16 protein-coding genes are annotated in these 17,742 nt (G+C 44.8%); 12 read left to right on the top strand and 4 right to left on the bottom strand.

Going from position 1 to position 17,742, the window contains the following annotated elements; genetic code table 11:
• Window positions 1–72 precede the first annotated feature (72 nt).
• Window positions 73–762, top strand: a complete 690-nt coding sequence (locus tag ACFTRD_RS16120; protein ID WP_379381787.1) for a winged helix-turn-helix domain-containing protein — start codon at window positions 73–75, stop codon at window positions 760–762.
• Window positions 763–894: 132 nt separating this feature from the next.
• Here ACFTRD_RS16120 and ACFTRD_RS16115 read toward each other — a convergent pair whose 3' ends face one another.
• Window positions 895–1,395 (bottom strand): C40 family peptidase, encoded by a 501-nt coding sequence (locus ACFTRD_RS16115; protein ID WP_379381785.1) that lies wholly within the window; start codon window positions 1,393–1,395, stop codon window positions 895–897.
• 281 nt (window positions 1,396–1,676) lie between these two features.
• Window positions 1,677–2,318 (bottom strand): thiamine diphosphokinase, encoded by a 642-nt coding sequence (locus tag ACFTRD_RS16110; protein WP_379381783.1) that lies wholly within the window; start codon window positions 2,316–2,318, stop codon window positions 1,677–1,679.
• A gap of 189 nt (window positions 2,319–2,507) precedes the next feature.
• Here ACFTRD_RS16110 and ACFTRD_RS16105 point away from each other — a divergent pair, with 189 nt between their 5' ends.
• Together ACFTRD_RS16105 and ACFTRD_RS16100 are read left to right on the top strand one after the other, a co-directional pair.
• Entirely contained in the window at window positions 2,508–3,176 is a 669-nt protein-coding gene (locus ACFTRD_RS16105) for a trimeric intracellular cation channel family protein (RefSeq protein ID WP_379383081.1), read from the top strand.
• A gap of 1 nt (window position 3,177) precedes the next feature.
• Complete coding sequence (locus tag ACFTRD_RS16100) at window positions 3,178–3,657, top strand: low molecular weight protein-tyrosine-phosphatase (protein ID WP_379381781.1); 480 nt, start codon at window positions 3,178–3,180, stop codon at window positions 3,655–3,657.
• A gap of 151 nt (window positions 3,658–3,808) precedes the next feature.
• Here the strand turns inward: ACFTRD_RS16100 and ACFTRD_RS16095 are convergent, their stop codons facing one another.
• On the bottom strand, window positions 3,809–4,543 hold the full coding sequence (locus ACFTRD_RS16095; protein WP_379381779.1) for an alpha/beta hydrolase: 735 nt from the start codon (window positions 4,541–4,543) through the stop codon (window positions 3,809–3,811).
• Window positions 4,544–4,798: 255 nt separating this feature from the next.
• Between ACFTRD_RS16095 and pdhA the strand changes: the two genes are divergently transcribed.
• The 9 genes from pdhA to ACFTRD_RS16050 all read left to right on the top strand — a co-directional run bounded on the left by pdhA (window position 4,799) and on the right by ACFTRD_RS16050 (window position 16,877).
• A complete protein-coding gene (gene pdhA, locus ACFTRD_RS16090; RefSeq protein WP_062325382.1) occupies window positions 4,799–5,866 on the top strand; it encodes a pyruvate dehydrogenase (acetyl-transferring) E1 component subunit alpha in 1,068 nt (355 codons plus the stop codon).
• 105 nt (window positions 5,867–5,971) lie between these two features.
• Window positions 5,972–6,949 (top strand): alpha-ketoacid dehydrogenase subunit beta, encoded by a 978-nt coding sequence (locus ACFTRD_RS16085; protein ID WP_379381776.1) that lies wholly within the window; start codon window positions 5,972–5,974, stop codon window positions 6,947–6,949.
• A 175-nt stretch (window positions 6,950–7,124) separates the two neighbouring features.
• Window positions 7,125–8,447: a dihydrolipoamide acetyltransferase family protein gene (locus tag ACFTRD_RS16080; RefSeq protein WP_379381774.1), complete on the top strand. Its 1,323-nt coding sequence runs from the start codon at window positions 7,125–7,127 to the stop codon at window positions 8,445–8,447.
• Between the two features lie 3 nt (window positions 8,448–8,450).
• The gene (gene lpdA, locus ACFTRD_RS16075) at window positions 8,451–9,866 is read left to right on the top strand and encodes a dihydrolipoyl dehydrogenase (RefSeq protein WP_024630356.1); all 1,416 of its coding nucleotides are present in this window, start codon (window positions 8,451–8,453) and stop codon (window positions 9,864–9,866) included.
• 319 nt (window positions 9,867–10,185) lie between these two features.
• Complete coding sequence (thyA, locus tag ACFTRD_RS16070; protein WP_192267871.1) at window positions 10,186–10,980, top strand: thymidylate synthase; 795 nt, start codon at window positions 10,186–10,188, stop codon at window positions 10,978–10,980.
• Window positions 10,981–11,010: 30 nt separating this feature from the next.
• A complete protein-coding gene (locus tag ACFTRD_RS16065; protein WP_379381771.1) occupies window positions 11,011–11,499 on the top strand; it encodes a dihydrofolate reductase in 489 nt (162 codons plus the stop codon).
• Window positions 11,500–12,124: 625 nt separating this feature from the next.
• Complete coding sequence (locus tag ACFTRD_RS16060) at window positions 12,125–13,612, top strand: glutamate synthase subunit beta (RefSeq protein WP_379381769.1); 1,488 nt, start codon at window positions 12,125–12,127, stop codon at window positions 13,610–13,612.
• Between the two features lie 326 nt (window positions 13,613–13,938).
• Window positions 13,939–14,406, top strand: coding sequence for a ferric iron uptake transcriptional regulator (fur, locus tag ACFTRD_RS16055; protein ID WP_379383079.1), 468 nt, complete (start codon window positions 13,939–13,941; stop codon window positions 14,404–14,406).
• 125 nt (window positions 14,407–14,531) lie between these two features.
• Entirely contained in the window at window positions 14,532–16,877 is a 2,346-nt protein-coding gene (locus ACFTRD_RS16050) for a type IA DNA topoisomerase (protein ID WP_379381767.1), read from the top strand.
• Window positions 16,878–16,967: 90 nt separating this feature from the next.
• Here the strand turns inward: ACFTRD_RS16050 and ACFTRD_RS16045 are convergent, their stop codons facing one another.
• Window positions 16,968–17,729: an HAD family hydrolase gene (locus ACFTRD_RS16045; protein WP_379381765.1), complete on the bottom strand. Its 762-nt coding sequence runs from the start codon at window positions 17,727–17,729 to the stop codon at window positions 16,968–16,970.
• Between the last annotated feature and the right edge of the window lie 13 nt (window positions 17,730–17,742).

Genomic DNA, 17,742 nt, shown 5'->3' with positions numbered 1-17,742 from the left:
GATAACAAGAAGAAATTGACCGCTCGCAAGGGAACCATGCAGCAAGCGTATAGAGACAGGCCGGGTGAAAAAATGAAAACATCCATGTTACTGGTTGGCAGGGGAGAGCAGGTTACAATTATTAAAGACGTATTTTGTGCTGAAGGATATCATGTTGAACTAATGGAATGGTCTGAATTGAAGCGTGGTTCCAAAATACCATTGATGGAACTGAGCATGATCATATTAGTTAATGAAAAAAATCAGGAAGATCAGGTGAAGGTTGGACTGGAATCGTTAGTACAGATTGGCGCGATTTCTCCACTTCTTGTTATAACTCCCAAGATCTCTCCTGAATTAATCGTGGAATGGCTGGACTATGGTGCTAACGATGTGATGGAAGAGCCAATATATCGTAATGTGCTGATGGCCAGAGTGCGAAATCTGTTACGTGTGTTTGCACATGTCTCACAGGAAGATGAAGAAGTCATTGTAGTGCATGATCTAAAAGTGAATCTGCGTTCACGTCGAGTAAGTCGAGCAGGTGAATATCTAATGCTTACTCCGAAAGAATACGAATTGTTGGAGTTTCTTGCCCGTCATGTCAACGAGGCATGTGCGCGGAGCGTCATTTTAAGGGAAGTTTGGGGATATGATTTTGCAATGGATACCAATGTGGTAGACGTATATATCAAACATTTGCGGGTAAAGGTGGATAAGGGAAGGGACATGAAATTAATTCATACGGTTCGTGGAGTCGGCTATATGCTGCATACCAAATAAAAGAGTTTGTTTAACAAAAACGGATCATGTTTACCACATACCTCCAGTTTGGGAAAGGCGGTTTATCGGGTAAATATAAAAGGACCGGATCATTAGATCCGGCCCCACTCGCTTTGTTATTTTCGAAATAAACTACAGTACGCGGCGAGCTTTGATATAAGTCTTTTTCCAGTTCCCCGAGTTCAAATCGGAAAGCGTTACACCAGGAGAACCGTACGTGTGCAGAATTTTTCCGTTTCCTGCGTATACACCAACGTGAGTAATATTGGAACCTGTGGAACGACTACCACTGGAGAAGAATAGCAGATCTCCAACTTGCAGATTTGCTTTGGACACAGCTACGCCTTCTTTGGATTGCTTAACGGATGTACGCGGCAAGTCTACACCATACTTTTTGAAGATGTATTTCATAAAAGAAGAGCAGTCAAAATTTCTGGTAGTAGAAGTTGACGCACCAAATTTATATGGAATTCCTGTGAAGTTTTTACCATAGTTTACAATTTGTTGTCCTGTGGATACAGAAGCGCTTGCTGCCTGTGCAACAGGTGCATGAGTCATTAATACAGCTCCAAAACCTAGTGTAGCGCACAACCCGACGGTTACGGCCTTTTGGACAAAGATGTTTGTTTTCATGTGAGTACCTCCAAAATTCGTTTTCGTTTAGTTGCTAGAGCGAGTATAACAGCTTTGTAACAGCCTAAAAATTGGATGAGTAGCGAAAAAGCTTAGAGCCGCAACGGTTTAGGTTTGTTTATTAAAATACCATTAAAAATGTCAAAAAATTAATCATTGACGAGTCACCCCATGTTTTAAACACAGAAAAGACCCTTGATATCAAGGGTCTTTTGACGTTTTGACGATTGTTTTTAACCATAATTATAGATTACAGAATCGTAATAAGTATATTCAAAAAGTTAATCTTTGCTCTGAATAATAAGCAATAACCCGCTTTCGATCGAGACGTTCCCCGATTTTCCAAGCAGTTTGTTACTAATTCCCAAAGACTGCCCCATGCGTATGGTGGCATGATCTAACGGGTACATGAATCCCTCCAATGTAATACCGGTCACTTCATTGGTTAGTGGCAGCAGGGAGATATATTCATAACCACGGTCTTCCACAAAAGCTTCGGAGGTCGTTAGCATCATATAATTGTGTTCATCCTGAAGTGTACAGGAAATATGATGCTGCATAGCGCGAACCATAATATGTACGTTGGCGAGTGTGTGATCCATGCGTGTACCTGTTGCACCCAGCATCAGAATATCGGTAGGTTCAAGATCCAGCGCTGTTTCAAAAGCCATCTCGGTATCCGTCAAATCTTTATGAACGGGGTCGCAGGTGATGATTCGCTCGCTATGCTCACGTACAGTTTCGCGCTCCTGCTCGGTAATAGAATCAAAATCTCCAACAGATATATGAGGTTGAATCCCATGTTCTATTAGAAATAAGGCACCGCGGTCGGCTGCGATTATAGTATCGTCTTTACTGATTTCTTTGAGGAACTCAGGAGAAAGGCTTCCACCTGTAAAAATAATAACTCGTTTCTTAGTCATTCTATTTCATCCTTCCTGATTAATGAAGAAACTGGTTCCCTTCTTATACAATGTGGTCGACCTGTACAAGAATCATTCACAAAACCAGTATAATCCACAAAATGTAGTTGCACAATTTCGATCCTCGCGGATACAATGGGTAGAGCGACATGGAGATGACTTGAAAAGTGAGGTTTGAACAGGTTGGACTTGCACATTTTTGAAGTATTCAGCATTATAGGCACCATTGCCTTTGCAATGTCAGGGGCCTTTGTAGCAATGGAAGAAGAGTATGATATTTTGGGAGTACTGGTGCTTGGTCTTGTCACCGCATTTGGAGGCGGCGTGATTCGTAACGTGCTGATTGGTGTACCTGTGACAACACTATGGAGCCAGGGTGCGCTTATCATGCTGGCCCTTGTATCTGTAGCCATAGCATTCATACTGCCTCTCAAGTGGATTGGTCACTGGAAACGTACGGAAGCGCTGTTCGATGCGATTGGACTTGCGGCTTTTGCGATTCAGGGTGCATTATATGCGGCCAATATGGGGCATCCCATTAGTGCAGTTATCGTAGCCGCAGTAATGACCGGAATAGGCGGAGGGATCATTCGTGATTTGCTGGCAGGACGGAAACCGCTTGTGCTGCGTGATGAAATCTATGCCGTCTGGGCAATTACAGCTGGTTTTGCGATCGGCATGGGGTGGTTCACAACGAATGTTGGGCTGCTAATATGCTTTGGTGCTGTTGTGTTCTTTCGGATGTGTTCGGTTCATTATAAATGGAAACTGCCCCGTCGTTCTCTCGTACATAAAGAGAGTGTGAAACCTCAGGCAACACAACCGGCACTTAACCACACTTTGAGTAAGGGGGAATAACATGATTCACGTTTTGTTTGTATGTTTGGGCAACATTTGCCGTTCTCCGATGGCTGAGGCTGTACTGCGACACAAAGTTAAGGAAAAAGGTTTGCATCAACTGATTCAGGTAGACTCGGCAGGCACAGGAGACTGGCATGTCGGTAAACCGCCGCATGAAGGTACCCGTAATTTGCTTGATTCGTATCGGATTTCTTATGCCAATATGGCCGCAAGACAATTCGAGAGTGCAGACTTCTCACAATTTAACTACATCATATGTATGGATGATTCCAACGCAGCGAACGTACGTAATGTTCCAGGGGGAGAAGAAGCTGAACTGATCAAATTGATGGATTTGCTCCCTGATGAAACACTTCGTGAAGTGCCTGATCCATACTATACAGGGAATTTTGAAGAAGTGTACAGGCTCGTTGATGCGGGCTGTGACGCGTTGCTGGAACGGATTGAGAAGGAGCATTCATTGGTTGAACTGCGGTGAAGTTTGCTGTATATTTACAAGCGAGATAGAAGAGAAGAAGATGGACCAAGAAAGCAGGAGAGCCTGCTTCTTTTTTTGAATTGATTTGTAAGCGGTGTCATTTGGAGGTGAAACAATAGCGGCATTTCAGCCGCCTGTTGAAGTTGTTGAATTAATGTTCTTGTAGAAAATAAAGCAAAGCTTCGGGCAGTTCCTTCTGCCAGAATCCCCACTGATGATGACCGTCTTTCTCCCGATAGGAGACGAGTGCACCGCGTTTTTCAAGCAAATCGCGAGTATCCTGATTCAATTGTACAAAATTATAGGTTCCAGTGTCAGCTTCGAAAGCAGTTTCCTGTAATCCAACGATCATCCAGATCGAGAGCCAGGACAAGTCCTGCTCTGCAGCATAGATTTCCTGAGAAGCAGAGTAGAAGGCGCCGGACATGCTGATGACACGTGTAAACAGATCAGGGTAAAGCAGGGCAAGATGAAGTGAAACGCTACCACCGAGTGAGTCTCCAGCAAGTATACGTTCCTGGGGAGATCGGCGTACAGGATATTTCTCTTCTACATAGGGAATAATCTCTTCAGCGAAACATGCGGTATATGCCTTGAATCGATTGCCGAAGGGGGCATATTCCTGAGTTCTCACGGAAACGTCAACCTGAACCCCTACTATAATGAATGGTTCGGCTCCCTCGTCAAGAATAATACGGTTGGCAGTGGTGGCAATACGACCAAAGTTGAAAAATTCTTCACCGTCCTGACAGTATACTACAGGATAGCTTAACAATTCGTTATAGCCCGGGGGAAGATAAATTCGCAGTGTACGCTTCTCTCCGAGATAGCGACTATCAATCTCTTCTTTTACAATCGTACGTTTCAAATAGCGGGAATCCGTCATAAAACGTCACCTTTCTCGGTTAATTTTTGCAATCGACCGCGCAATACGGTAAGATTAACCGTGTGCGGGGATAGGTTAAACACGCAAACATGTATTATGCTGTTATACCAATATTAAGCCCCTGTTATACATACAATCCGGAAGGAAACATAAAAAAAATACGGATATCTTTGACGTATGCAGTGAAACAGGTGTATAATAATATTATAACAGCGGAACTTGATATTCAAATTTTTTGTTGAGGTGAAGAAAAAAATGAGCAAGGTTCCTTATGAAGTATATACGGAGGATGTAGAAGCTCTGTCCGTGCTGTCTCCTGACGGCGAAATCGTTAACAAAGACATGATGCCTAAACTTTCCGACGATCAATTAAAAGAAATTATGTATCGCATGGTATTTACCCGTACTTGGGATGACCGTGCTGTAAACCTGGGCCGTCAAGGTCGTCTTGGTTTCTATGCTCCAGTATCTGGTCAAGAAGCTACAATGGTTGGTAGTGAATTTGCAATTGAAAAAGAAGACTTTGTATGTCCTGGCTATCGCGACATTCCGCAACTCGTGTGGCATGGACTTCCTCTTTATCAAGCGTTTCTGTACTCCCGTGGACACCAACATGGTGGACAAATCCCGGATGGCGTTAATGTATTGATGCCGCAAATCATCATTGGTGCACAAATTCTGCATGCAATGGGTATTGCAATGGGTTACAAATTGAAGAAACAAAAACAAGTTGTAATTACGTACACAGGTGATGGTGGTTCTTCAGAAGGCGACTTCTATGAAGGTCTGAACTACGCTGGTGTTTACAAATTGCCTGTTATTTTCTTCGTGCAAAACAATGGTTATGCCATCACAACTCCTTTTGCCAAACAAACGGCAGCTCTGTCCATCGCTCACAAAGCGGTAGCAGCAGGGATCAAAGGCGTTAAAGTTGACGGTATGGACATCTTCGCTGTTATCAAAGCGGTTCAGGAAGCTGCTGAACGTGGACGTAACGGAGAAGGCGCAACATTGATCGAAGCAGTAACATATCGTTTCCGTCCTCACTCCCTTTCGGATGATGCTTCCAAGTATCGTACAAAAGAAGAAGAGGCTGAATGGAATGCGAAAGATCCAATCGCACGTTTTGCTAAATATCTGGAGAAAAAAGGTCTGTGGACTGAAGAAGATACAGCACGTGTGAAAGAAGAAGCAAAAGCAAAAGTGAACGAAGAGATCAAAAAAGCGGAAAAAACCGAGAAAATGACGATTTCAGGCTTGATCGACAGCATGTTCGAACAAACGCCTAAGCACTTGGAAGAGCAAAAAGCTGATTTCCAATAAGTTTTTTCCGATAAAGCATAAACATCCGGGACGGGTTCCGGTGTCCCGGTATACATCTATGAATTCAAATGTGAACTGTCAATGTTTAAGGAGGAAATGAAGCAAATGGCACAAATGAACATGAAAGAAGCAATCCGTGATGCGCTTCGCGTTGAGTTGAAACGTGATCCTAACGTTCTGCTTTTCGGTGAAGACGTAGGTAATGTAGGCGGCGTTTTCCGTGTAACGGAAGGTCTGCAAAAAGAATTTGGCGAAGAGCGTGTATTTGATACACCACTAGCTGAGTCCGCTATTGGTGGTCTGGCTGTAGGTTTGGGTGTTCAAGGCTTCCGTCCGGTTGCTGAGATCCAATTCGTTGGTTTTATCTTCGAAGCACTTGACCAAATGGTAGTTCAAGCAGCTCGTATGCGTTTCCGCTCCGGCGGTAAATACAATTCTCCAATCGTATTCCGTACACCATTCGGTGGCGGTGTAAAAGCGGCAGAATTGCACACAGATTCCCTTGAAGGTCTGCTCACGCAAACTCCGGGTATCAAAGTGGTTGTTCCTTCTAACCCTTACGATGCAAAAGGTCTGATGATCGCATCCATTCGCGACAACGACCCTGTATTCTTCATGGAGCACTTGAACTTGTACCATGCATTCCGTGCAGAAGTACCTGAAGAAGATTACACTGTTGAATTGGGTAAAGCGAACATTGTTCGCGAAGGTTCCGATGTTACGATCATTACTTACGGTATGATGGTTCACACTTCTGTGAAAGCAGCAGATGAGCTTGAAAAACAAGGAATCAAAGTTGAAGTTATCGACCTTCGTACGGTTAGCCCAATCGATATCGATACCATCGTTGCTTCCATTAAGAAAACAAACCGTGCAATCGTTGTACAAGAAGCTCAAAAGAGCGCAGGTGTTGCAGCAGAAGTCATTGCCCAAATCAATGAAAAAGCAATCCTGCATCTGGAAGCACCGGTTCTGCGTGTAGCAGGTCCGGACACTGTATATCCATTTGCACAAATCGAAGATACATGGCTTCCTAACCCAGCACGTATCGTTGCTGCGGTTAACAAAGTCGTAAATTTCTAATTTAATCATCTGACATGCCGCAAGGCGCAGTATGGTGATCCACACCGCAGCGCAAGCTGCACTGTAAACAGCCATTAGCCCCTTGAGTAACAGTTTATTGCACTAGCAGTAACGGTTGTTTCTTGGAGTTAAGGGTTGTTTTCAGGATTGAGACATAATCAAGGAGGTTTTTCAGTTGGCTAAATTTGAATACAAATTCCCTGAACTGGGCGAAGGCCTTCACGAAGGCGAAATCATCAAGATGCACATCAAAGTCGGTGACAAAGTAACTGACGACGATATCATCATGGAAGTACAGAACGACAAAGCAGTCGTTGAAGTACCTTGTCCGGTTAACGGAACAGTAACAGAAGTGTTCGCTAAAGATGGTCAAGTTTGCCACGTAGGCGAAGTTGTTGCTATTATCGATGCTGAAGGCGAGCTTCCTGAGCAAGACGACGCTCCAGCTGGCGATCAAGGCGAGCAAGAAAAAGATGCAGCTCAAGGCGGAGCGGACACTAGCGGTTCTTCCGCAGCAGCATCCAGTTCTGATGCAGCTAAAGAAGGCGGCAACAACAGCGTTCCGGCAGTACCTGCCAAAGACGTTCTGGCAACGCCAAGCGTGCGTAAATTTGCTCGCGAACAAGGCGTGGACATCGCTCAGGTTAACGGTACTGGCAACAACGGTAAAGTAACCAAAGAAGATGTTGAATCTTTCAAAAACGGTGGCGGTTCTTCCGCAGCGGCATCTTCAGAAGCTCCGGCTCAAGAAGAGAAGAAATCCGCAGCACCAGCAGCTGCAGCAGCTGATCAACGCCTTGAAGAAGAGCGCGTACCATTCAAAGGTATCCGTAAAGCAATCGCCAATGCGATGGTTAAATCGGCTTACACAGCACCTCACGTTACCATCATGGACGAAGTGGACGTAACTGAACTCGTTGCTTTCCGTACTCGCATGAAACCTATCGCTGAGAAAAAAGGTACAAAAGTTACGTATCTGCCATTCATCGTTAAAGCACTGGTTGCGGCTTCCCGTCAATTCCCTGCTTTGAATGCGATGATTGATGAAGAAGCTAACGAAATTGTTTACAAAAAATACTACAACATCGGTATCGCTACAGATACAGACAACGGCCTGATCGTTCCTGTTATCAAAGATGCTGATCGTAAATCCATCTGGATGATCGCTGATTCTATCCGTGATCTGGCAGCTCGTGGCCGCGACGGCAAATTGAGCGCGAATGAAATGAGAGGAAGCACAATCTCCATCAGTAACATTGGTTCTGCTGGCGGTATGTTCTTCACTCCAATCATCAACTTCCCTGAAGTTGCTATTCTCGGAACAGGACGCATCAGCGAAAAAGCGGTTATCAAAAACGGCGAAGTAGTTGCAGCGCCTGTAATGGCTCTTTCCCTGAGCTTTGACCACCGTATCATCGATGGCGCAACAGCACAAAACTTTATGAATTACATTAAACAGCTGCTCGCTAACCCTGAGTTGCTTGTTATGGAGGTGTAAGATATGGTAGTAGGCGACGCTTCTCTCAATATCGACACATTAGTAATTGGTGCAGGACCTGGCGGCTATGTAGCTGCCATCCGTGCTGCTCAATTGGGCCAAAGCGTATTGATCGTAGACAAATCCGAACTGGGCGGCGTTTGTTTGAACCGCGGATGTATTCCATCCAAAGCTCTGATCTCTGCTGCACACCAATACGAGTCTGCACTTCACGGTGAAGCATTTGGTATCTCTGCTGAGAACGTAAAAGTGGACTTCAGCAAAACTCAAGAATTCAAAAACGGCGTTGTTAAGAAAATGACTGGCGGCGTAGCCGGTTTGCTCAAAGGCAACAAAGTTGAAGTTTTCAACGGTGAGTGCATGTTCATCAACGAAAACGAAGCTCGTGTATTTAACGATCACGAGTCACCGCGTTACAAATTCAAAAATGCAATCATTGCAACAGGTTCCCGTCCAATCGAACTGAAACCTTTCCCGTTTGGCGGACGCATTCTGTCTTCGACAGAAGCTCTGAACTTGCCTGAAGTACCAAAAAGCATGATCGTTATCGGTGGCGGTTATATCGGTGCTGAGCTTGGTCAAATGTACTCCAAATTCGGTGCGAAAGTAACCATCATCGAAGGTTTGGATACTGTACTGCCAGGTTTCGATAAAGACATGACTAGCCTCGTAGCTAAAAACATGAAGAAAACAGGCATCGAAATCGTAACGGGTGCAAAAGCTGAAAGTGCTGAGCAAACGGATAAAGATGTAACTGTTAAATATTCTGTAAATGGTGAGTCCAAAGAAGTGACTGCAGATTACCTGCTCGTTACGGTTGGACGTCGTCCAAATACAGACGGTGAGCTTGGTTTGGACCTGATTGGCGTAGACGTTGACGAGCGTGGATTTGTCAAAGTTGACCACCAAGGACGCACAAGCATTCCTCACATCTTCGCGATTGGTGATATCGTATCCGGTCTGGCACTGGCTCACAAAGCTTCTTATGAAGGTAAAGTGGCTGCTGAAGCGATCGCAGGACAACCATCTGTAGTTGACTACAAATGTATGCCTGCAGTTGTATTCACAGATCCTGAGTGCTCCAGCGTAGGTTACACCGAGAAAGAAGCGAAAGAAAAAGGCTACAAAGTTAAAGCTGGCAAATTCCCTTATGCGGGTAATGGCCGTGCAGTATCTTTGAATCATGCTGAAGGCTTCGTGAAAATCGTAGCTGACGAAGAAAGCGGCCTCGTGTTGGGTTGCCAAATCGTAGGTCTGGAAGCTTCCAACCTGATTGCTGAGCTTGGTCTGGCAATCGAGATGGGCGCTACTCTGGAAGATCTGGCGCTGACTATTCACGCTCACCCAACTTTGGGCGAAATCGTGATGGAAGCTGCGGAATTGGTTATGGGTCACCCGATCCACATCATTTCCCGTTAAGATCGTCTAAGCTCCGGATTCGTCTGGCATTATTCGTAAATTAAAAAGGGGTGGATAACGTCATTCGATGTTGTCTATCCTTTTTTTATGTGAACACCTAAAGAGAGAGGCTATTTAAGACTTGAATTTATGAAGCTACAACAGCACAAGAATCATGCAATCTGAAGCTCAATGTGGTACACTGTAACAACGAATATGACAGCATCGACCTTAGCTCTGTGCTGTTTTCAATAAAGCAAATTGGAGCAAACACAACCTCTGTGAATGTTCTCGTTTGTTTTTTATTGCTATGAAATAAGAAGTGCGAGGGGAATATAATTTGAAAAACTATCTCGATTTATTACAGGATATCCTGGATACAGGCGTGCATAAGGGAGATCGTACCGGAACCGGAACACAGTCTGTTTTCGGTAGACAGCTTCGCTATGATCTTTCCGAAGGTTTTCCACTTGTTACGACCAAACGAATCCATTTGAAATCGGTTATTCATGAGCTGTTGTGGTTTTTGAGCGGGGATACGAATATATCCTACTTGAAGGATAATGGCGTGAAAATTTGGGACGATTGGGCAGATGAGAACGGTGACCTGGGACCAGTGTATGGTTCGCAGTGGCGTACTTGGGAAGCACCCAATGGAGAGAAAATTGATCAAATTGCAGCGGTTATTGATTCGATCAAAAATAATCCGGATTCGCGGCGTCACCTCGTTAGCGCCTGGAATGTGGCGGAGATTAACAACATGAAATTGCCTCCTTGTCATTTCGCGTTTCAGTTCTATGTGGCTGAGGGTAAACTATCGTGTATGCTTACCATGCGTTCTGTAGATACGTTCCTTGGGTTGCCATTTAACATTGCCAGCTATGCGCTGCTCACACACATGATTGCCCAGCAGTGTGACCTTGAAGTTGGAGAATTCATCTGGTCTGGAGGGGATGTACACATCTACTCGAACCATGTGGAACAAGTGAAAACCCAGTTGGAGCGCGAACCTTATGCGTTGCCTAAACTGGTGATCAAGCGCAAGCCGGATTCCATTTTCGATTATACGTTTGAAGATTTTGAGTTTGAGAACTATCAGCATCATCCGGGCATTAAAGCCCCGATTGCGGTATAAACAAACACAGATTGAAGGAGTGTGTAATCTTTGAGCATTGAACTCGTATGGGCGATGGGAGAAAACGGTGTTATTGGACTAAATAATGCCATTCCATGGCGCCTGCCTAAAGATATGGCCTTTTTTAAGCAGCGTACATTGAACAAGACGATTATCATGGGACGTAATACATGGGAGTCTTTTGGGGGCAAGCCACTTCCACAGCGCCGAAATATTGTAGTAACCAGAGATCTGAACTACAAAGCGAATCAGGCTGAAGTGGTGCACACGATTGAAGAGGGCCTGGAAGTTACAAAAGGTGAAGAGCTTTGCGTCATTGGCGGTTCCCAGGTCTATCGTGAGTTTTTGCCACTCGCAGATCGCTTGGTGGTGACCAAAATTCATGAGAATTTTGAAGGAGATACCTTTTTCCCGGAAGTGGACTGGTCGGAGTGGGAATTGAAGGAACAGATTGAAGGCGAACAGGATGAAAAAAATGTTTATGCGTATACGTTTGAATTCTATGAACGAAAACGCTAAAGGGGCATAAGCTGGTCTGGCAGAACCCGAACATTTTTCTATAAACAAATGATTTGGGACGCTGATTTACGAATTATTCGTGAACAGCGTCTTTTTTTAAAAAATACATAGATCCCCATACGAAATGACACAAAACTAACATTAACTTTACGTTAAATTGACGATACAGATGAATATTATACATAGCACTACTGGTCTTTTAGTGAAAAAGTATAAATAATGTAGAGTTTTACCGTTGTAAAGCCCTAAAATTAGGATAATATTCGGAATTGGTAATACAATACAAGGAAATTTGTTGTTTTAAGTGATAAATTAGCTCACATTTAATTGACATTCGAACTTTCGGGTACGAAATCAAACGCTTATTTTACTGGATCTAAACCTGGTTAAAGACCAAATTAAGGGTATTGACCCATGGTAGACTAGAACGATATGATGTATAAAATACAAATAATTATGCGGATAATCCATTTAATATTCAACAAGCAAAGTGCTACTATAATTGAAATATCTTCGAGAAGATTTTGTGATACAATATACAAAAAACTCAATCATGAGTAATCCATTTCATATAGAACCATGCAGATGAAGGGATTAAGACAAGAACGGATGGGGGAAACGTAAGATGTCTACACCTACTGGATTTATGGAATACAAACGGCAACTGCCTGCGGACCGTGAGCCGTCAGAGCGGGTTAAGGATTGGGAAGAGTTTCATAAACATATGGCTGAAGAAGAGCTCAGAACACAAGGTGCACGATGCATGGATTGTGGTACCCCGTATTGCCATACAGGTATAGATATGACTGGCGGAACGTCGGGCTGCCCTGTGCATAACCTGATTCCGGAATGGAATAATCTGGTGTATCGTGGATTGTGGAGAGAGGCACTTGATCGCCTCCACAAAACGAACAATTTCCCTGAGTTTACAGGTCGCGTCTGTCCTGCTCCTTGTGAAGGATCATGTACTGTTGGACTGATCGGTGAGCCTGTAACGATTAAAACCATTGAAGAAGCCATAATAGAAAAGGGTTTTGAAGAAGGATGGGTTGTTCCCCAACCTCCGGAGAAACGTACGGGTAAACGTGTAGCAGTCGTAGGTTCAGGTCCTGCGGGATTAGCTACAGCAGCTCAGTTGAACAAAGCGGGCCATTCGGTGACGGTATACGAGCGTTCCGACCGTGTGGGCGGTTTGCTGATGTACGGCATTCCAACCATGAAACTGGACAAAAACGTAGTTCAGAGACGTGTTGATTTGCTTGAAGCTGAAGGCATTCAATTTGTAACAAACACGGAGATCGGGAAGGACATTGCTGCTCAGCAGCTGGTAGACGATTATGACGCCGTTGTGTTGTGCGGTGGTGCAACCAAACCGCGTGAGTTTAGCATTGAAGGCAGTGACCTGAAAGGCGTACACTACGCTATGGACTTCCTGAATGGCAGCATCAAAAGTTACCTGGACTCCAACCTGGAGGATGGAAACTACCTGTCTGCACAGGACAAGGATGTAATCGTTATCGGTGGCGGGGATACAGGTTCTGACTGTGTCGCTACATCGCTCCGTCACGGTTGCCGTTCCGTTACTCAATTTGGTACGCACACCCAAGCTCCTATGGAGCGTGATCGCATCAACAACCCTTGGCCGCAATTTCCTAACGTATATACACTTGACTATGCCCAAGAGGAGGCCAAAGCGTTATTTGGTCAAGATCCACGCGAATTCTCTATCATGACAACCAAATTTGTTGGTGATGAGGAAGGTAACCTCAAAGAATTGCACACTGTGCAAATCGAGCGTATTGTAGATGAAACCGGTCGCAAGATTTATCAGCCCATTCCTGGAACAGAGCGTGTATTCCCGGCTCAAATGGCAATGATTGCTATTGGTTTTGATGGACCAGAACAAACTTTGGTTGAGCAGCTTGGACTTGCTACAGACCGTCGTACTAACGTTAAAGCCCGTTATGGCAAATATAATACCAATGTGGATAAAGTATTTGCAGCAGGCGACATGCGTCGTGGTCAAAGTCTGGTTGTATGGGCTATCAATGAAGGTCGTGAAGCTGCCCGTGAAGTGGACAAATACTTGATGGGTGCTACAGTTCTCGTGTAAAGAGCAGATGAAGTCTTCTGCGATGTAATCGTAATTGCACTCATATCATGTAAAGGATGAATTTCATAAAATGACAACCCTTGTGTTTATACGAGGGTTGTTTTTGTTTATAAGAAATCGAGAGTTGTTCTCATTTATCTTTTGCAAGTGTGCGTTATAGCATTGCTTTTTAATCCATAAAGACTTATTATTATATTATAATTATGAGTATGATCATGATTAAATTACGAATGAATAGTACATCTTGAAATTGACTTGAACATTTTGAATGGTGAAGTTATTAAATTCGGAGGTGCAACCTTATGACAAGTAATCGGGGCAAATCCATTTCAGAGCACATCTATGACATTAAAAATCAACTGGTTGAAAAAGGATATAAGTTGACACAGCAACGGGAAGTTACCGTACGTGTATTGCTTGAGCATGAAAAGGATCATTTTAGTGCAGAGGAAGTATTTTTGCTGGTAAAAGAACAATTTCCGGAGATTGGCTTGGCTACGGTGTATCGCACACTTGAGCTGCTAAGTGATCTCCATGTGGTCGAAAAGATTAACTTTGGAGACGGTGCTGCGCGCTTCGATCTGAGAAGTACGGATGGGTCACATCACCATCATCATCTGATCTGTACAGATTGTGGTAGTGTGGAAGAAATTATGGAAGACGGCTTGCTTCGTCTGGAACAACAAATTGAGCGACAGTATGGCTTTGCTGTAACGGATCATCGGCTTGATTTTCAGGGCGTATGCAAAGAATGCAGGGCAAAGCGGGCTGTAAATGAACAGGAAGCGGGCTAATTCCACTGGAGAGGATGCTCCTGCAATCAAAATCTGATATAATAAGGTTCAGAAGCAAGGGGCTTCCGTAGGCGGAAGGCCCCTTTTTGCCGTCATTCGGGCGGTGAAGGAGGAGAGATGGACGGATGAAGACACTGGTTATAGCGGAAAAGCCCGACATGGGCCGAACCATTGCCGCCGTCATAGAGCCAAGGGCCAAGAACAATCGCAATTATTTGGAGGGTGAGCATTATATCATCACTTGGGCGATTGGTCATCTACTGGGACTGGCTGAACCGGATGCCTATGATACGAAATATAAGCGGTGGAATATCGGGGATCTGCCGATTATTCCGGATCAGTTCAAGATTGTGCCCAACCCCAGAACCAAAGATCAGCTGAAGATAATCGGAGAACTTGCAAAGAGGGCGTCTGCCATCGTTAATGCTTGTGATGCGGGGCGAGAGGGACAATATATCTTTGCCTTGATTCAACAGCAGTTAAAGCTGCGTCAGCCCGTAAAACGTTTGTGGATATCGGATCTTACGGCTGAAAGTATTAAGCGTGGTTTCGAAGGATTGAAGGATGCCTCGGAATTTGAAAATTTAACCCAAGCTGCCAGGGCCCGCAGTGAAGCGGATTGGCTCATCGGCATGAATGCGTCACGGGCGTTTACCACGCGTCATAATGCATTGCTGTCTGTAGGACGAGTTCAGACTCCGGTACTGGCCTTGATATATGATCGTGAAATCGAAATTGAAGCGTTCCAGTCCCAAACCTTTTATGAAGTGGCCGCATGGTTTCGTCAGGAGGGAGTAGAGTATAGAGGGCTGCGTCAAGGGGACAAGTTAACCGATCCGTCGGTTGCGGAATCCATTGCTGCCAGTGTGAAGGGCAAGCAAGGACGGATTACCAAGTATGAAGCAAAACAGACCAAGGAGTATCCGTATCGGCTGTATGATCTCACCCTTTTGCAACGAGAGGCGAATGCCAAGTATGGTTATGGAGCGAAGAAAACACTGGATATTGCGCAGGCGCTTTATGAGAAACATAAGGTCATTTCCTATCCGCGGACCAATTCCAACTATGTTACAGAACAAAACATCGAAGGAATGCACAAAACACTCAATCTGCTCAAAAATGGGACCTATAGTGAACTGGCGCAAGGAGCGAAGCCTGAACTCGTTCACAAAAATAATAAAGGCGTATGTAATCCGTCCAAGGTGGAGGATCACCATGCGATTTTACCTACGTTGAAACGACCGGGTACGTTATCCAAGGATGAACAGAATATCTATGATCTGATTGTCAGACGTTTTTTGTCCCATTTCTATCCGCCAGCCGAGTATAAGCAGCATACCGTGCTCACTGACGTTGAGAAGCACGAGTTCAAGACATCTGTGAAAGAACTGCTGTCCCTGGGTTGGAAGGTGGTACTGGGCTCTGGAGATCAGGAGCAGGGTGGCTCTGGCAAGAAAAAAACGAAGAAAAACAGTAATGAAGAAGAGGAAGCCGAGGAATGGACGGACAAGGCCTTTTCTGTACAGCCTGAAATGCCTGTTCAATGTACAAAAAGTGAATTCAAGGAGAAGGCAACACAGCCTCCAAAGAGTTATACCGAAGGGACCTTGCTGAAAGCGATGGAGAGTGCAGGCAAGCAGATCGAGAATGAAGAGCTGCGTGATGCAATGAAAGACAGTGGCCTTGGCACTCCAGCTACTCGTGCAGCAACGATTGAGCGTCTCAAGAATGTGGGTTACATTACGATGCAGGGTAAAAAGATGCAACTGACGTTGAAGGGGCGAACAGCCATCGAATTGATCCGCAAGGCAGGTGTAGATTTGTTAACCTCCCCTGAGATGACAGGCCAATGGGAGAGAAGATTATACCAAATATCCAAAGGTGAAGCAGGTCAGGACAAGTTTATGGAGAACGTCAAAAAATTCACGATGTCCATCATTGATAAGGTGCGAGTGCAAGCCCCAGCACCAGCGGATGCTTTTGGCGAAGATTCACGTGGAGGGCGGGGGAAAGGCAAAGGAGCCAGAACCCAGAAGAGTAGCGCAACAACGTCTACCAAGACGTCCGGCACGAGTGCAAGCGGGGGAGCGAAGGCGTCACGTCAAGTTTCAGGAGCAACAGGGAGAACGGGCAGTGTCAAGACAGCAACTGCCAAAACGCAAGCTTCGAGTGCTGGTCAACCGGGTGTCCGCGAAACGCTGGCATCTTGTCCATCTCCAGGTTGTACGGGGCAGATTATTGAAGGCAAGAAAGGTTATGGCTGTACACGATTTAAAGAAGGCTGCGGGTTTGTCATTTGGAAAGAATACGTTGGCAAGAAAATTACCAGTACCATGTTGAAAGCGTTGATTGAAAAGGGGAGTACGCAGGTACTGTCTTTTAAACGAAAAGACGGAAGTACAGTGAAGGCACGTATTATTTTGCAGGACCCGACAACCGGTAAACTATCTGCTGAAAGGCAAGAAACATAAGTCGTGGACTTGAAGGCAGGTATGTAAGCTTCATGTAATGAAGCAGAAGTTGTTTATTTTCACCCTGGATATAAGTAAAAGGACCCTTTGTTAAAGGGTCCTTTCTTGTTGCTGCTGTTGGATATTTTCGTGGATGACCTTCGGCACCTCTTCCAATGCCGTGATGGTATACATCGATGTCTCAGGATTGGGCTGTAGCTCCACAATGTTATATTGCCACTCGTTAGGTTGTTTGATATATATGCTATGGATGCCGGCTGTCACTGCTGGCATGATATCCGTGCGCAGTGAATTTCCAATCATCCATGTTGCACGACGTTCAAACGGGCCGGTTGAGAGGATGCCTTCAAGCGCCTCAATGTTCTTGTGCTGACGAATGTAAATTCGGTCATCAAAGTAAGCCGATAGCTTCATTTGGTCAATTTTCCGTTGCTGAATTACGGTTTCTCCGCCTGTGTACAGGTAGAGGGCATGTCCAGCCGATTTTAAGTTTTCCAACGTTTCAACCATATGCGGATAAGGTTCAACCTCTTGGTCGTACACACTCATGCCCAGTTTGGTGAGATAAGACTCTTCTTGGAGAGAAGTCGGCTTAGCAAACTTCTTGGAAAAGTAACGGTACGTATCAATAAGGGATTGTGGAAAATGGTGGCTTGCAAACCCCACTTTGTTGACTCCGGTCACATCGATTTCCAGCTGTTTCTCCCGGATCTGTTGAACGGTCAGGGCATGTCCGTCAAACCATTCTTGCATGTTCTCAAAGAACTCGCCAAGCACCAGGTTAAAATATTTATTGCAATACACCAGTGTATCGTCAAGATCAAACATAATATGCTGTTTAATTAATTTCATATCAAAATTCACT

The organism is Paenibacillus sp. NPDC056933 (assembly GCF_042674385.1).
Lineage (GTDB): Bacteria > Bacillota > Bacilli > Paenibacillales > Paenibacillaceae > Paenibacillus.
The sequence above is the reverse complement of the archived record's forward strand: the minus strand, read 5'-3'. Positions and strand labels throughout refer to the sequence as shown.

What these genes read in the sequence shown, in the direction of transcription:
- ACFTRD_RS16110 (WP_379381783.1), bottom strand. Translation starts at nt 2,318, where the DNA reads ATGACTAAGAAACGAGTTATTATTTTTACAGGTGGAAGCCTTTCTCCT.
- ACFTRD_RS16085 (WP_379381776.1), top strand. Translation starts at nt 5,972, where the DNA reads ATGGCACAAATGAACATGAAAGAAGCAATCCGTGATGCGCTTCGCGTT.
- ACFTRD_RS16050 (WP_379381767.1), top strand. Translation starts at nt 14,532, where the DNA reads ATGAAGACACTGGTTATAGCGGAAAAGCCCGACATGGGCCGAACCATT.
- ACFTRD_RS16100 (WP_379381781.1), top strand. Translation starts at nt 3,178, where the DNA reads ATGATTCACGTTTTGTTTGTATGTTTGGGCAACATTTGCCGTTCTCCG.
- ACFTRD_RS16120 (WP_379381787.1), top strand. Translation starts at nt 73, where the DNA reads ATGAAAACATCCATGTTACTGGTTGGCAGGGGAGAGCAGGTTACAATT.
- ACFTRD_RS16045 (WP_379381765.1), bottom strand. Translation starts at nt 17,729, where the DNA reads ATGAAATTAATTAAACAGCATATTATGTTTGATCTTGACGATACACTG.
- ACFTRD_RS16095 (WP_379381779.1), bottom strand. Translation starts at nt 4,543, where the DNA reads ATGACGGATTCCCGCTATTTGAAACGTACGATTGTAAAAGAAGAGATT.
- ACFTRD_RS16060 (WP_379381769.1), top strand. Translation starts at nt 12,125, where the DNA reads ATGTCTACACCTACTGGATTTATGGAATACAAACGGCAACTGCCTGCG.
- ACFTRD_RS16115 (WP_379381785.1), bottom strand. Translation starts at nt 1,395, where the DNA reads ATGAAAACAAACATCTTTGTCCAAAAGGCCGTAACCGTCGGGTTGTGC.
- pdhA (WP_062325382.1), top strand. Translation starts at nt 4,799, where the DNA reads ATGAGCAAGGTTCCTTATGAAGTATATACGGAGGATGTAGAAGCTCTG.
- lpdA (WP_024630356.1), top strand. Translation starts at nt 8,451, where the DNA reads ATGGTAGTAGGCGACGCTTCTCTCAATATCGACACATTAGTAATTGGT.